The sequence below is a fragment of the Acidaminobacter sp. JC074 genome (assembly GCF_022496765.1).
Classification (GTDB): domain Bacteria; phylum Bacillota; class Clostridia; order Peptostreptococcales; family Acidaminobacteraceae; genus JABXKX01.
On the sequence record NZ_VANV01000025.1, the window covers coordinates 65,902 to 78,773 of the forward strand.

A 12,872-nucleotide genomic window follows, 5' to 3' on the forward strand; every position below is an offset into this window, starting at 1 on the left:
CATGAGATTACATGATTTAAAGCCGGCACCGGGTTCTACTAAGAAGAAGAAAAGAGTTGGTAGAGGTACTGGTTCAGGTGCTGGTACTACTGCTGGTCGTGGTATGAATGGTCAGAACTCTAGATCTGGTGGTGGAGTTAGAATAGGTTTTGAGGGTGGTCAGTTACCACTTTTCAGAAGACTTCCTAAGAGAGGTTTCTCTAACGCTAAATTCAAGAAACACTGGACAATCGTTAATGTAGAAACATTAAACAGATTCGAAGATGGTACTGAGGTAACTCCAGAGTTATTAATTGAAACTGGTATCGTTAAGAAGTTCGAGTATGGTTTAAAAATTCTTGGTAACGGTGAATTAGAAAGAAAGCTTACAATTAAAGCTAATAAGTTTACTCAATCAGCTATCAAGAAGATTGAAGCTGCTGGAGGAAAGGCAGAGGTGATTTAATGTTCTCTACCCTAAGAAATGCTTGGAAAATACCTGATTTAAGAAAAAAAATATTATTTACATTAGCAATGATCGTGATTTATAGATTGGGTTCAACATTAGTTGTTCCTGGTCTAAATATTAACGCATTACAAGCCAATATTGATCAATTCAACAGCATGGAAGGTCTTACTGCGATGGTTAGTCTTATGACTGGTGGCGCATTCCAAAGACTTGCTGTGTTTGCACTCGGTATATCACCATATATTACCGCTTCGATCATCATTAACTTATTAACTATGGCGATTCCTTATTTTGAGAATTTAGCTAAAGAGGGTGAAGCTGGTAAAAGAAAGATGGCAACTTATACAAGATTCGGTACTGTAATTCTTGCATTAGTTCAGTCAATCGCTCTAGTAAACACTTTATTCAGAGGTTACTTTGTTGGTGGCGCTCCAAGTTTCTTGGATGCATCTTTAGTAGTTTTAGTTTTAACAGCTGGTACTGCATTATTGATGTATTTAGGTGAGAAGATCAATGAGCATGGTATTGGTAATGGTATCTCAGTATTTATCTTTGCTGGTATTATTGCAAGAATGCCAAGTGACATTGGTTCAATGATTTCAAGTATGTTAGATAAAGGCGATAACACGGTAAACATCTTTACTTTCATCGCATTCATTATCATAGCAATTTTAATCATTGTCGGTGTTATCTATGTAACACAAGGTACGAGAAAAATCCCTGTACAATACGCTAAGCGTGTTGTAGGTAGAAAAATGTATGGTGGACAATCTTCACACATTCCATTAAAGGTTAACCAAACTGGTGTTATCCCTGTAATCTTCGCGATGTCAATCATCATGATCCCACAGACGATTGCACAGTTCTTAGGACCTGCAAATGGTTTCAGAGTGTTTGTAGAAAAATACTTTATCTACACATCACCTGTATACATGATTCTTTCAGCGATAGTAATCGTTGCATTCACATTCTTCTATACTGCTGTAACATTCAACCCAGTTGACGTTGCAAACAACATGAAGAAAAACGGTGGTTATATCCCAGGTATCAGACCAGGTAAACCAACAAGTGAATACTTAATGAAAACATTAAACAGATTGACATGGGTAGGCGGTATATTCTTAGCGTTTATCGCAACTGTTCCTAACGTGTTAATCGTTGCACTTAATATCCCATTCAGATTCGGTGGTACGTCACTTTTAATTGCAGTAGGTGTATCTATTGAAATCGCGAAGCAATTAGAAGCTCAGTTAGTTATGAGACACTACAACGGCTTCTTGAAGTAGGAGGTATTATGAGACTAATATTATTAGGCCCTCCGGGCGCTGGTAAAGGGACTCAAGCAGCAAATATAGTTAAAAAATATCAGTTACCTCACATCTCTACTGGAGACATCTTTAGAGCTAACATCAAGCAAGGTACAGATTTAGGTAACAGAGCTAAGGCATTTATGGATAAAGGTGAATTGGTACCGGACAGTTTAGTAGTTGAGCTTGTTGAAGATAGACTTCAACAAGACGACACTAAAGTTGGTTTCATGTTGGATGGTTTCCCAAGAACTTTACCACAAGCTGAAGCTTTAGACTCAGTCTTAGAAAATATGGGTTCTACACTAAGCTATGTTGTAAACATCGTTGTAGATCCAGCAGTACTTGTTGAAAGAGCTGTTGGTAGAAGAATCTGTAGAGACTGTGGTGCAACTTATCATGTGAAATTCAACCCTTCGAAAGAAGATGGTGTTTGTGATCTATGTTCTGGTGAATTGTATCAGAGAAGTGATGATAATGAAGAAACAGTATCAAATAGAATTGCTGTTTACACAAATGAAACTGCACCTTTAGTTGATTACTACAAGAAGTCAGGTAAGCTAGTTACTATTGATGGTTTACAAGATATTGACAAAGTTTTCGCAGATATTGAAAAGGCTTTAGAGGTATAAAATGGCTGTAAAAATTAAGTCTGAATCACAGATTGTGCGTATGCGTGAAGTCGGTAAGATTGTGGCATATACACATGAAGTTTTAAAGGCTCATGTTAAGCCAGGGATTACAACTAAGGAATTGGATATAATCGCTGAAAATGAAATACGTAAGTATAATGCTATTCCAGCTTTCAAAGGATATGGTGGGTTCCCCGCATCGATCTGTACCTCAATCAACGAACAGGTGGTGCATGGTATACCTGGTGAGTATGCTTTGAAAGAAGGAGACATTATTAGTATAGATATTGGTGCTTATAAAGATAACTTTTATGGTGATGCGGCTAGAACGCACGGTGTAGGAGTTGTGTCAGAAAAAGCACAAAAGTTAATGGATATTACAAAAAACTCTTTCTATGAAGGTTTAAAGTACTGCAAAGAGGGATATAGATTATCTGATATCTCTCATGCAATCCAGACTTATGTAGAAGAGAATGGATTTTCAATTGTAAGAGATTATGTTGGTCATGGTATTGGAACTGCACTCCATGAGGATCCCCAGGTACCGAATTACGGTCCACCGGGTCGAGGCTTGCGGCTGGTCAAAGGTATGGTTTTGGCAATTGAGCCCATGGTAAACGCAGGCGACCATTATGTTAAGACACTTTCAGATGAATGGACAGTCGTAACAGTTGATGGCAGCAATTCTGCACATTATGAGCACTCTGTTGCAATAACCGATGACGAACCTGTGCTACTCACGAGCATAGATTAAGAGGTGAAAAATGAAAATAGTTAGTGGTATTCAAATCGGGCAATATGTACGTTCTAAGGCTGGACGAGACAAGAATCACATTTTTCTTGTTCTAGAAATTATTGATCATGAATATGTTTTATTGGTTGATGGTGACAGTCGTAGAATTGAAAAGCCTAAAAAGAAAAAAATCAAACACTTGTATGAATATAGACAAATAAGTGATGTTGTACGTGAGAAGAAAACCGATGATAAGAAACTAACTAATCTTATGATTCGTAAAGAAATCGAAAAGTTCGATGTGAATCTAAACAATTTAGGAGGTTTTTAACCATGGCAAAAAGTGAAATAGAAGTAAAAGGTATTGTAGAAGAAGCTTTGCCAAATGCGAAGTTCATCGTAAAATTGGAAAACGGTCATCGCGTTCACGCTACAATATCAGGAAAATTAAGAATGAACTATATACGAATCTTACCTGGTGATAATGTAACTTTGGAGTTGTCTCCGTACGACTTAACAAAGGGCAGAATTACTTGGAGAGACAAGTAAAAGGGAGGTATAACGATGAAAGTTAGACCATCAGTAAAGCCGATTTGCGAAAAGTGCAAAATCATTAAAAGAAAAGGTCGAGTAATGGTAATTTGCGAGAATCCAAAGCATAAGCAAAAGCAAGGCTAAGGATTGTTTGAATATTAGGAGGTGTCATTTTTATGGCAAGAATAGCAGGTATTGACTTACCTAGAGATAAAAGAGTTCTTATCGGATTAACTTATCTTTATGGTATTGGAAGACCAACTTCTGCTGAAATTCTAGAAAAGGTTAACATCGATGTTAACACTAGAGTTAAAGACTTAACTGAAGACGAAGTAAGTAAATTAAGAAATATCCTTGAGGAAGAATACTTAATTGAGGGTGATCTTAGAAGAGAAGTCGCTATGAATATCAAGAGACTTCAAGACATTGGTTCATACAGAGGTATCCGTCATAGAAAGAGATTACCTTTAAGAGGCCAAAAGACAAAAACAAATGCGAGAACAGTAAAAGGTCCAAAACGTACTGTTTCACGTAAAAAGAAATAAGGAGGTTGATTAGATGGTTGCTAAGAAAGCAAGAACTGTTCGTAAGAAGAGAAAAGATCGCAAGAATATAGAACGTGGACAAGCGCATATCCAATCGACTTTTAACAATACAATTGTTACTCTAACAGATGTTCAAGGTAATACTATCGCTTGGTCATCTTCAGGAAGCTTAGGATTTAAAGGATCAAGAAAAGCAACTCCATTTGCTGCTCAATTAGTTGGCGAAACTGCTGCTAAAGCTGCAATGGAACATGGTTTAAAAACTGTAGCTGTATTCGTTAAGGGTCCAGGTTCAGGTAGAGAATCAGCAATTAGATCACTACAAGCAGCTGGTCTTGAAATTACATCTATCCAAGATGTAACGCCAATTCCACACAATGGTTGTAGACCACCAAAGCGTAGAAGAGTATAATTTGTAGGAGGTGCTATAATGGCAAGATATACAGGTCCATCTTGTAGATTATGTCGTAGAGAAGGCGAAAAGTTATTCTTAAAAGGTGACCGTTGTTATTCTGACAAATGTGCGCTTTCTAGAAGAGAAAGTGTACCAGGAGCAGCTGGTAACAGAAGAACTAAAGTTTCGAACTACGGCTTACAATTAAGAGAGAAGCAAAAAGTTAAGAGATACTACGGTTTATTAGAGAAGCAATTCAGAGATACTTATGATAAAGCTGAAAAAATGACTGGTATCACTGGTGAAAACTTACTTTCTTTATTAGAAAGAAGATTAGATAACGTTGTTTACAGATTAGGCTATGGTGCTTCAAGAAAAGAAGCGAGACAATTAGTTTCACATGGTCACTTCTTAGTAAACGGTAAAAAAGTAAACATTCCATCAATCAGATTAAATGTTGGTGATGTAATTACTGTTAAAGAAAAAAGCAATTCTTCAGCGAAGTTCAAAGAGTTAGCTGAAAAAGCTGCAACTACTCCAAAGTGGTTAGAAGGCAATGCTGAAAAATTAGAAGGTAAGTTAATTGCTCTTCCAGTAAGAGAAGATATTGATTTACCAATCGAAGAGCATCTTATCATCGAGCTTTACTCTAAGTAATAGCGCGTAGGTTGCCCTCAAATTAAAGTTATAAAGTAGAGGAGGGAAATTTTAGTGATAGCTATAGAAAAACCGAATGTTGAATGTATCGAAATGAGTGAAGATTTTACCTATGGTAAGTTTGTCATAGAGCCTTTACAAAAGGGTTATGGCACAACATTAGGCAATAGCATGAGAAGATTACTTCTTTCTTCACTCCCAGGTAGTGCAGTAAAATGGGTTAAGATTGAAAACGTGTTACATGAGTTTTCAACAGTACAAGGTGTTAAGGAAGATGTAGTAAACATCATTCTTAACCTAAAGTCTTTGATCACAAAAGTACATTCTGATGATGAGATTAAAATCGTTAGAATAGAAGCGAATCAACCAGGCCCTGTTACTGCAGGAGACTTGATTGTCGATTCGGACGTAGAAGTGTTGAATACAGATTTGCATATTGCTACTTTAGAAGATGATGCTACATTAATTATGGAGATCGGAATTGCTAAGGGTAGAGGTTATGTAGCTGCTGAAGATCATGGTGAAACTAATTTACCAATTGGTGTTATATTAGTGGATTCTATCTTCACGCCTGTTAAAAAGGTAAACTATTATACTGAGCAAACTAGACTTGGTGAAGAATCAGGTTTAGATAAATTAGTATTAGAGTTGACTACAGACGGTTCTATTAAACCAGATGAATCACTTTCTTTGGCTGCGAAGATTATGAGCGAGCACTTAAACTTGTTCGTTGATATGTCTGAGAACATGGAAAATGTTGAAATCATGGTTGAAAAAGAAGAAGATCAAAAAGAAAAAGTTTTAGAGATGACGATAGAAGAACTTGACTTATCTGTGAGATCTTACAACTGCTTAAAGCGTGCTGGTATCAACACGGTTGAAGAGTTGGCTAACAAGTCTGAAGAAGATATGATGAAAGTTAGAAACCTTGGTAAGAAATCACTAGAAGAAGTTAAGAAAAAGCTTATTGAACTAGAACTTGGTCTAAGAACTGAGGAAGAATAAGCAAGGAGGAAAGAAACACATGGCTATTTACAGAAAGTTAGGCCGTCCTTCTGCTCATAGAAATATGATGCTTAGAAATTTAGTAACTAGTTTACTAAAGCATGGACGAATTGAGACTACTGAAGCGAGAGCTAAAGAATGTAAGAAAATTGCAGAAAAAATGATCACACTTGCTAAAAGAGGTGACTTACATGCAAGAAGACAAGTTTTAGCTTACGTAACTGAAAAAGAAGTAGTTAAAAATGTTTTTGAAGAAATTGCTCCTAAGTATCAAGATAGAAATGGTGGTTATACTAGAATGTATAAGCTAGGACCTCGTAGAGGCGATGCTGCACCAATGGTAATTCTTGAATTAATCTAAGGACAACAAAAGACCAGTTAATCTGGTCTTTTTTTCGTTTCTTGATAGTCTTTTAATAATTCGGGTAAATATTAATGCAGAGAAGTTTAAAGGAAGTAGACATGAAAAAAGTACTTTTATTGGGGATAATCATAATTTTTCTTTTGAATATATACGATGCTTCTTACAGCAGCACAGAGTTAATTGATGTTTTATTACTTAACTCTTATCATGATGGCTATCAATGGTCAAATGATACCAAACAGGGTGTTAAAGATATCTTTGATCAGTCTGATTTTGAATACCATATGCGGATTGAACATATGGATACAAAGAACATTTCATCTGATATCTATTTTGAAGAGCTTGTGAATCTATATAAGTACAAGTTTGATCCAAATGAGTTTGACATCATTATTTGCGCAGATGACAACGCCCTCAAGTTTTTACTTCTATATAAAGAAGAAATATTTGGTGATACACCTGTATTTTTCTCAGGTGTTAATACACTGACTACCCATGACTTAAGCCAGGCTTATGATTTTTATGGGGTGGTTGAAAAACATTCCATCAAACAGACTGTTCAAGTGGCTCTTAACTTAAATCCTCAGCTTAAAGATGTCTATCTTGTCGTAGATGACTCTATTACTGGAAGGGCCACTAAAAGGGACGCAAGAAGTGATATGATTGCACTTGAAAGTAAAGTTAATTTTCATATCTATGATGACTTGAGTTTTGACGAGATTCTAAATGAAGTCAGTCAGTTAAATCCTGCAGAAAGTATTGTTATACAGTCTTTTTATGTTGTCGACAGCGATGGCTCAACTTATCCCTTGGAATATACAGCAGCGAAACTGGTTGAATTTTCATCAGCACCTGTTTATGGTATTTTCTCCTTTGGTTTTGGACAAGGGACTGTTGGTGGAAAGTTTGTTGAAGGTTATACACAAGGCAGTCGAGTGGCTGAAATGGTAGTTTCTTTTCTAGAAGAAGGTCAGGTTTTAGGTGAACGATATATCATCGATGAATCTTTTAACAGGTATTATTTTGATTATAATGTCCTTAGAGAATATGGTTATGACATAGATAACTTGCCAGAAGACTATATCATCATCAATAAGCCTGTGAGCTTCTATCAGAAGCATCAAGAGGTCATCAATATCTTTTTAGTTGTTGTTTTGTTACTGATTGTTTATGTCTACCTACTTAGAAGACAAATACGCAAGCAAACTAAGAAAATCTCGACTACTCAAAAGCATTTGATGGAATCCGAAAAAATGGCTTCTTTAGGCCGCTTGGTTGCAGGTATCGCCCATGAAGTCAACACACCTATTGGTATAGGTGTTTCCCTGTCTTCTTATATGAATGCTCAAACAGACAAAGTGATGGCTTCATTCGAGGAATCTAAGCTGAGTAAGTCCAAGTTATCTTCCTATCTGGATGATATGAATACCAGTTCTGAGTTGATGGGCAAGACCATGATTCGCGCTTCAGAGCTGATTCAAAGCTTTAAACAAGTGGCTGTTGACCAAACTTATGACCAGAAAAGGAAAGTTGAATTATGTGCTTACATGAATGAAATTGTTCATAGTTTAACATCTGAGTTAAAACATAAGAACATTGATGTTAAGGTAAATTGCAAGACCTCCTTTACCATCATGGGTCACTCAGGTGCTTTTTATCAAATTCTACTTAACCTCATTATGAATTCAATTACACATGGCTTTCATGACAAGGAAACAGGGAAAATTGAAATCATTGTAGACAAAGACAAGACCTATTATGACAACAATGGGATTCATATAAGCTATAGAGACAACGGCCATGGTATGGAAAGAGAAACACTACAGAATATATTTGAACCCTTCTATACTACTAGAAGGGATGACGGTGGTAGTGGACTAGGCATGCACATTGTTTATAATCTTGTGACACAGAAACTAAAAGGAAGAATTTTCTGTACCAGTCAACTGGGGGAATATACTGAATTTAACATTTATTTTCCTGCCGATTATGATGAAAGCTTGTAAATACTTTATAAAATTTCATATGTGTGAATAAAAATGTAATATATTTCCCTTTGAACATGATATGATTGTGTTTGAAGGGAGATTTTTATGAGTAAGAAAGTTTCAATTAGCAGCATATATTCATTATGCTTTATTATAGTTACAGGTTTGTTGGTGGTCATAAGTCTGCTGATGCCTTTTGAAAATCAAGTCTTATGGACCTTAATTGTGGGGCTGATTTTCTTTATGAGTGGTTTTATTACTTTATACCTTACAGTGTTAAGACCACAGAAGAAGATAAATGACCATCTTAGGGATATGATAGAAGGTCAGTTTAAGATAAAACCTGATCAGTCAATGATCAAGACCTATGCAGTCCAAAATGACTTATTACTTGGACTAGCAGATAACCAGGCCAAAATGTTTGAGCAAATGATCATTACATCTATTAACACAAACGACTTGATTGACGAACTCAAACGTTTTATAGAAGAAAATCATGAAAAAATGAAAGGTATTTCATTAGACTTGTCTCATGTGCTTGAAAAGAACACAAGCTTAACCCACTTAATCAGTGCTTCTAACAGCAAAATAAAATCAGCCAATGCCTTTGTAAAAAATGTTGAGGACCGTGTTAAGATTGCCAATGAATCCTCGGATTCATCTAAAAACGTTTCAGACCAGGCTAGGGGTGTTGTTGGTGAAGCGGTTAATGCATTTACAAGTGTAAAAATGTCTGTGGATGAAATGGCTTCTCTGGTAGAAAACTTAGGTGAAAAGTCTCAAGCCATTGACCAGATTACCCAGGTTATTGAAAGTATTGCCAGTCAAACCAATTTACTTGCATTAAATGCATCCATTGAAAGTGCAAGAGCAGGTGAAGCCGGTAGAGGCTTTGCCGTTGTAGCAGAAGAAATCAGAAAACTGTCTGTAGGCACTGAAGAAGCCTTAAAGGATATCCATGATATAGTGGATGAAATTTTGTTGCTAGTAGAAAATAGCAAAGTAGAAATAGACAAGTCTAAATCCTACAGTGAACTTTCGCTTGATAAGGCCAAAGTCTCTAGAGAGATGTTTGGTGATATTAAGAAAAACTCTGAGTCTACTGATTTAGAGGTTTCTAAAGCCTATGATGAGTTAAGTGCTCTTGAAAGCAATATGATTGAAGTTGTAAAAGACACAGAGCTGATTTATAGAGATGCATCTGAGACACTCGATGTTTCAAAAAGATCAGTAGGTGAAATGTCCTCAGTTGAAAACAGCTTAGAAGTTGTTTCAAGTGCAGCTGATAAGCTGCTTAAGGTATCGGATGAGTTTTATAACTACATTGCCCATAATACAACTGATAAAATATTAAAGAAAAATTTAGAAGACTTGAACCAGTCTTTTGATGAGATCAAAGATTTAGAAAGTGCTATTAAATATAAGAATGCATACAATATAGATGAGTTCCAAATACTCAACTCTAAAGGTGAGGTCATCATTGCAACCGAAGAAGCCAGCGTGGGTCTGAATCTCTTTGAAATATATCCACCTTATAAGGATTACTTTGAAAGTGGTGATACTGGTCTATTTTACACACCAATTGTGCCTAGACTAGACGGGTATTACGCAAGATTCTGTGCTAGAAAAAGCAAGGATAAGAAGTATCTAATGACAGCTGAATACACATTTTCATTGAAGAAAGATTAACTCCATCATCGATGGAGTTTTTATGTATTAACAATCTTTAAAGTTTTCATTCCAAGTTGTTAAAGCAGATAAAAAAATGTATAATAAAATGATGACTAAAAGTAGGTGAAAATATGATAAAAGCTAATCATTTAAGTTTTGAATATATACGACAAGACAGTATTACGTCAGTATTAGAAGATTTTAATATCCATGTAAAAGATGGAGAATTTGTTGTGATTATGGGCCATAATGGGTCAGGTAAATCGACCTTTGCCAAACTGGCAAATGCGATCTTGCAACCTAAATCAGGGGACTTATTAATCAACAATCTCAATACCAAAGAAGAAAAAAATATTTGGGATATAAGAGAGTATGCCGGTCTTATTTTTCAGAATCCTGACAATCAGATTGTTGCCACCATTGTTGAAGAAGATGTGGCTTTTGGACCTGAAAACTTAGGTGTTAAAAGTGATGAGATTAGAAAGCGTGTTGACGATGTTTTAAAGATTGTTGATATGGATGACTATCATAAAAGACCACCTCATATGTTATCTGGTGGACAAAAGCAAAGAATTGCCATTGCTGGTGTTTTGGCCATGAAACCTAAGTGTATCATATTAGATGAACCAACAGCTATGCTTGATCCTTCTGGAAGAGCAGAAGTTCTAAAAATCATCAAACGTTTAAATAAAGAAGAAAAAATGACCGTGGTTTTAATTACCCACTTTATGAATGAAGCCATTGATGCTGATAAAATTGTTGTTATTGACAATGGTAAAATTGAATTATCAGGTACACCAAGAGAGGTTTTTTCAAATGTAGACAAGATGAAGGAAATTGGTCTTGATGTACCACAAGTGACCTCTTTGGCTGTGGCACTTGAAAAAGAAGGCATTAATATCAAAAAAGATATTATTAGTATTGATGAAATGGTGGACAGTTTATGTCAATTAAAATAAAAGATTTAAGACATGTATATGATCCAGGCACACCTTATGAATTGATGGCGCTTGAAGATATCAATTTAAACATAAATGATGGTGAAATCATTGGTCTTATCGGCCATACAGGATCGGGTAAATCTACATTGATGCAGCACTTGAATGGTTTGTTAAAACCCTCGAGTGGCAGCATTGAAATAGAAGGCATTACCATTACCAAGGAAAAGCAAAACCTAAGAGACTTAAGAAAAAAAGTAGGCTTGGTTTTTCAATATCCCGAGTATCAACTCTTTGAAGAGACCGTTAAAAAAGACGTTGCCTTTGGACCTGGTAATATAGGTATTCCTGCAAGTGAAATCGATGAACTGGTGAGTGAGTCTTTGAAAAGTGTAGGTCTCGATGTCGAAGAAATTGGAGAAAAAGCACCATTTGAACTTTCGGGTGGCCAAAAGAGAAAGGTTGCCATTGCAGGTGTTTTAGCCATGAAGCCAAAGGTTTTGATACTGGACGAACCGACAGCAGGACTGGATCCAAAATCTAGAGACGAACTTTTATGTCATATTCATGAACTACATCAGAAAGAGAATATGACCATTATATTTGTAACCCACAGTATGGAAGATGTGGCACGACTTGCAGATAGACTGGTCGTCATGCATAAGAGTAAAATTGTTTATGACGATGTGCCTAGACAAGTCTTTAAACATTCTGAACATCTTCAATCTATAGGGTTAGATGTACCGGAGTTAACAAAGCTTGTTTACAAGCTAAATGAAAAAGGATTCTCTATTGATGATTCTTTGATTACATTTGAAGAAATAAAAAATGCTATTTTACAGCAGTTAAGGGAGAAGTAAATGCTACGAGACATAACAATAGGTCAGCATTATCCAACTGAATCTGTCATTCATAAACTGGATCCTCGTACCAAGCTTATTGGATCGCTTTTTATGATTATTGCCTTATTTTTGATTACACCCTTATGGGGTTACTTAGTCGCTTTTGCATTCTTAACATTTGTTATATTTATGTCAAAAGTACCACTTAAGTTCATTTTAAAAGGTTTAAGACCGATAATGCTTTTTATCATCATAGCTGTTTCCATCAATATATTTTTAACGCCGGGAGAACTGGTTTTTCCAGACTTCTTTTTAAAGATAACCTATGAAGGGCTGAATCGAGCTATTATGACCTTCTTTAGATTCACCTTCTTGATCATCACATCGTCCATGGTGACTTTAACGACATCACCTATGGCTTTAACAGATGGTATTGAAAGACTTCTAGATCCATTGAAGAAGATTAAGTTTCCAGCGCACGAGCTGGCAATGATGATGACAATTGCACTCAGATTTATTCCAACTTTAATCACAGAAGCAGATAAAATCATGAAGGCACAAATGGCCAGAGGGGCAGACTTTGAAAGTGGCAATATTTTTACAAGAGCAAAGAATATGATTCCACTTCTGGTACCACTTTTTATATCAGCTTTTAGAAGGGCTGATGAACTGGCCATGGCCATGGAAGCAAGATGTTACCGTGGCGGTGAAGGTAGAACAAGACTCAATGTTTTAAAATACAAGACCAATGACTTTTTTGCCATCTTGGTATCAGGTTTGTATTTTGTATCTGTCATTGTATTTATGTAGGTGT

Annotated in this window: 17 protein-coding genes; all 17 read left to right on the plus strand. The window is 36.0% G+C overall.

Annotated elements, in window-relative coordinates; all coding sequences use genetic code 11:
- Window position 1 precedes the first annotated feature (1 nt).
- The 17 genes from rplO to EZV73_RS23440 all read left to right on the plus strand — a co-directional run bounded on the left by rplO (window position 2) and on the right by EZV73_RS23440 (window position 12,868).
- Window positions 2–445, plus strand: coding sequence for a 50S ribosomal protein L15 (gene rplO / locus EZV73_RS23360; RefSeq protein ID WP_240842862.1), 444 nt, complete (start codon window positions 2–4; stop codon window positions 443–445).
- Entirely contained in the window at window positions 445–1,734 is a 1,290-nt protein-coding gene (gene secY / locus EZV73_RS23365) for a preprotein translocase subunit SecY (protein ID WP_240842863.1), read from the plus strand. Before rplO ends, secY begins: the two co-directional genes overlap by 1 nt.
- Before the next feature lie 8 nt (window positions 1,735–1,742).
- Entirely contained in the window at window positions 1,743–2,387 is a 645-nt protein-coding gene (locus tag EZV73_RS23370; RefSeq protein ID WP_240842864.1) for an adenylate kinase, read from the plus strand.
- A gap of 1 nt (window position 2,388) precedes the next feature.
- Window positions 2,389–3,141 carry a type I methionyl aminopeptidase gene (gene map, locus EZV73_RS23375; protein ID WP_255813966.1) on the plus strand — a complete coding sequence of 251 codons (753 nt, stop codon included), beginning with the start codon at window positions 2,389–2,391 and terminating at the stop codon, window positions 3,139–3,141.
- A gap of 10 nt (window positions 3,142–3,151) precedes the next feature.
- Entirely contained in the window at window positions 3,152–3,451 is a 300-nt protein-coding gene (locus EZV73_RS23380; protein WP_240842866.1) for a KOW domain-containing RNA-binding protein, read from the plus strand.
- Between the two features lie 2 nt (window positions 3,452–3,453).
- Complete coding sequence (gene infA / locus EZV73_RS23385) at window positions 3,454–3,669, plus strand: translation initiation factor IF-1 (protein ID WP_240842867.1); 216 nt, start codon at window positions 3,454–3,456, stop codon at window positions 3,667–3,669.
- 15 nt (window positions 3,670–3,684) lie between these two features.
- Window positions 3,685–3,798: a 50S ribosomal protein L36 gene (gene rpmJ, locus EZV73_RS23390; protein WP_025434559.1), complete on the plus strand. Its 114-nt coding sequence runs from the start codon at window positions 3,685–3,687 to the stop codon at window positions 3,796–3,798.
- Between the two features lie 32 nt (window positions 3,799–3,830).
- Window positions 3,831–4,199, plus strand: coding sequence for a 30S ribosomal protein S13 (gene rpsM / locus EZV73_RS23395; RefSeq protein ID WP_240842868.1), 369 nt, complete (start codon window positions 3,831–3,833; stop codon window positions 4,197–4,199).
- Between the two features lie 13 nt (window positions 4,200–4,212).
- A complete protein-coding gene (rpsK, locus tag EZV73_RS23400; RefSeq protein WP_240842869.1) occupies window positions 4,213–4,611 on the plus strand; it encodes a 30S ribosomal protein S11 in 399 nt (132 codons plus the stop codon).
- A gap of 18 nt (window positions 4,612–4,629) precedes the next feature.
- The gene (rpsD, locus tag EZV73_RS23405) at window positions 4,630–5,250 is read left to right on the plus strand and encodes a 30S ribosomal protein S4 (RefSeq protein ID WP_240842870.1); all 621 of its coding nucleotides are present in this window, start codon (window positions 4,630–4,632) and stop codon (window positions 5,248–5,250) included.
- Window positions 5,251–5,304: 54 nt separating this feature from the next.
- Complete coding sequence (locus EZV73_RS23410) at window positions 5,305–6,255, plus strand: DNA-directed RNA polymerase subunit alpha (RefSeq protein ID WP_240842871.1); 951 nt, start codon at window positions 5,305–5,307, stop codon at window positions 6,253–6,255.
- 19 nt (window positions 6,256–6,274) lie between these two features.
- A complete protein-coding gene (rplQ, locus tag EZV73_RS23415; RefSeq protein WP_240842872.1) occupies window positions 6,275–6,616 on the plus strand; it encodes a 50S ribosomal protein L17 in 342 nt (113 codons plus the stop codon).
- Window positions 6,617–6,717: 101 nt separating this feature from the next.
- A complete protein-coding gene (locus EZV73_RS23420; RefSeq protein ID WP_240842873.1) occupies window positions 6,718–8,625 on the plus strand; it encodes a HAMP domain-containing sensor histidine kinase in 1,908 nt (635 codons plus the stop codon).
- 87 nt (window positions 8,626–8,712) lie between these two features.
- Complete coding sequence (locus EZV73_RS23425; protein ID WP_240842874.1) at window positions 8,713–10,296, plus strand: methyl-accepting chemotaxis protein; 1,584 nt, start codon at window positions 8,713–8,715, stop codon at window positions 10,294–10,296.
- A 113-nt stretch (window positions 10,297–10,409) separates the two neighbouring features.
- Window positions 10,410–11,237: an energy-coupling factor transporter ATPase gene (locus EZV73_RS23430; RefSeq protein ID WP_240842875.1), complete on the plus strand. Its 828-nt coding sequence runs from the start codon at window positions 10,410–10,412 to the stop codon at window positions 11,235–11,237.
- Complete coding sequence (locus EZV73_RS23435; RefSeq protein ID WP_240842876.1) at window positions 11,222–12,076, plus strand: energy-coupling factor transporter ATPase; 855 nt, start codon at window positions 11,222–11,224, stop codon at window positions 12,074–12,076. Before EZV73_RS23430 ends, EZV73_RS23435 begins: the two co-directional genes overlap by 16 nt.
- Window positions 12,077–12,868 (plus strand): energy-coupling factor transporter transmembrane protein EcfT, encoded by a 792-nt coding sequence (locus EZV73_RS23440; protein WP_240842877.1) that lies wholly within the window; start codon window positions 12,077–12,079, stop codon window positions 12,866–12,868.
- Window positions 12,869–12,872 lie beyond the last annotated feature (4 nt).

What these genes read in the sequence shown, in the direction of transcription:
- rplO (WP_240842862.1), top strand. Translation starts at nt 2, where the DNA reads ATGAGATTACATGATTTAAAGCCGGCACCGGGTTCTACTAAGAAGAAG.
- secY (WP_240842863.1), top strand. Translation starts at nt 445, where the DNA reads ATGTTCTCTACCCTAAGAAATGCTTGGAAAATACCTGATTTAAGAAAA.
- EZV73_RS23370 (WP_240842864.1), top strand. Translation starts at nt 1,743, where the DNA reads ATGAGACTAATATTATTAGGCCCTCCGGGCGCTGGTAAAGGGACTCAA.
- map (WP_255813966.1), top strand. Translation starts at nt 2,389, where the DNA reads ATGGCTGTAAAAATTAAGTCTGAATCACAGATTGTGCGTATGCGTGAA.
- EZV73_RS23380 (WP_240842866.1), top strand. Translation starts at nt 3,152, where the DNA reads ATGAAAATAGTTAGTGGTATTCAAATCGGGCAATATGTACGTTCTAAG.
- infA (WP_240842867.1), top strand. Translation starts at nt 3,454, where the DNA reads ATGGCAAAAAGTGAAATAGAAGTAAAAGGTATTGTAGAAGAAGCTTTG.
- rpmJ (WP_025434559.1), top strand. Translation starts at nt 3,685, where the DNA reads ATGAAAGTTAGACCATCAGTAAAGCCGATTTGCGAAAAGTGCAAAATC.
- rpsM (WP_240842868.1), top strand. Translation starts at nt 3,831, where the DNA reads ATGGCAAGAATAGCAGGTATTGACTTACCTAGAGATAAAAGAGTTCTT.
- rpsK (WP_240842869.1), top strand. Translation starts at nt 4,213, where the DNA reads ATGGTTGCTAAGAAAGCAAGAACTGTTCGTAAGAAGAGAAAAGATCGC.
- rpsD (WP_240842870.1), top strand. Translation starts at nt 4,630, where the DNA reads ATGGCAAGATATACAGGTCCATCTTGTAGATTATGTCGTAGAGAAGGC.
- rplQ (WP_240842872.1), top strand. Translation starts at nt 6,275, where the DNA reads ATGGCTATTTACAGAAAGTTAGGCCGTCCTTCTGCTCATAGAAATATG.
- EZV73_RS23420 (WP_240842873.1), top strand. Translation starts at nt 6,718, where the DNA reads ATGAAAAAAGTACTTTTATTGGGGATAATCATAATTTTTCTTTTGAAT.
- EZV73_RS23425 (WP_240842874.1), top strand. Translation starts at nt 8,713, where the DNA reads ATGAGTAAGAAAGTTTCAATTAGCAGCATATATTCATTATGCTTTATT.
- EZV73_RS23430 (WP_240842875.1), top strand. Translation starts at nt 10,410, where the DNA reads ATGATAAAAGCTAATCATTTAAGTTTTGAATATATACGACAAGACAGT.
- EZV73_RS23435 (WP_240842876.1), top strand. Translation starts at nt 11,222, where the DNA reads ATGTCAATTAAAATAAAAGATTTAAGACATGTATATGATCCAGGCACA.
- EZV73_RS23440 (WP_240842877.1), top strand. Translation starts at nt 12,077, where the DNA reads ATGCTACGAGACATAACAATAGGTCAGCATTATCCAACTGAATCTGTC.